Origin of the sequence: Yoonia sp., assembly GCF_017854415.1 — a bacterium.
GTDB lineage: Bacteria > Pseudomonadota > Alphaproteobacteria > Rhodobacterales > Rhodobacteraceae > Yoonia.
In genome coordinates this window covers 1,964-2,555 of record NZ_JAFMHR010000228.1, presented here as the reverse complement: position 1 = coordinate 2,555, position 592 = coordinate 1,964, and the positions used below count along the sequence as shown (strand labels likewise).

1 protein-coding gene is annotated in these 592 nt (G+C 54.6%); it reads right to left on the bottom strand.

Annotated elements, in window-relative coordinates:
* A partial coding sequence (locus QZ197_RS15810; RefSeq protein WP_296433183.1) for a 3'(2'),5'-bisphosphate nucleotidase CysQ occupies window positions 1-592 on the bottom strand: 592 nt, incomplete at both ends.

The following is a 592-nucleotide window of genomic DNA, read 5'->3' as shown; positions in this document are numbered from 1 at the left end:
AACGGGTTGGCAAAATCTGCTTTGCCGTACTTCAGCGTCGTGTGATCGTCAAAACGAACCACAGAACCGCCCGCACCTGTCAAAACAGCATGGCCAGCCGCCGTGTCCCACTCCATCGTACGGCCAACGCGCGGATAGATATCCGCCTCGCCAGTGGCCACCAAACAGAACTTCAATGACGAACCAGCACTCTTGCTGTCAGCTACATGATACTTGTTGATATAGTCATCAGTCGCCTGATCACGGTGCGATTTCGAGGCAACCACCAGCAAAGCACTGTTATCAGGTGTCTTCACCTTGATCGGCGCCACGGGGCCAACTTTATCCTTCGCGAAATCACCAGATTCCTCGACCGCGACACCAGCGGCATCCGTATAGAACAAACGATCCTTCGCGGGCGCGTAAACGATCCCGCGCACAGGCACACCATCAACGACATAAGCGATATTGACCGTGAAATCACCGCGACGGTTGATGAACTCTTTGGTGCCATCCAGCGGGTCAACGATAAGGAATGTCGAAACATTCTGACCATGACTATCAGACTGCTCTTCGGTCACCAGCGCCACATCAGGGAATGCCGCCCGCAGGC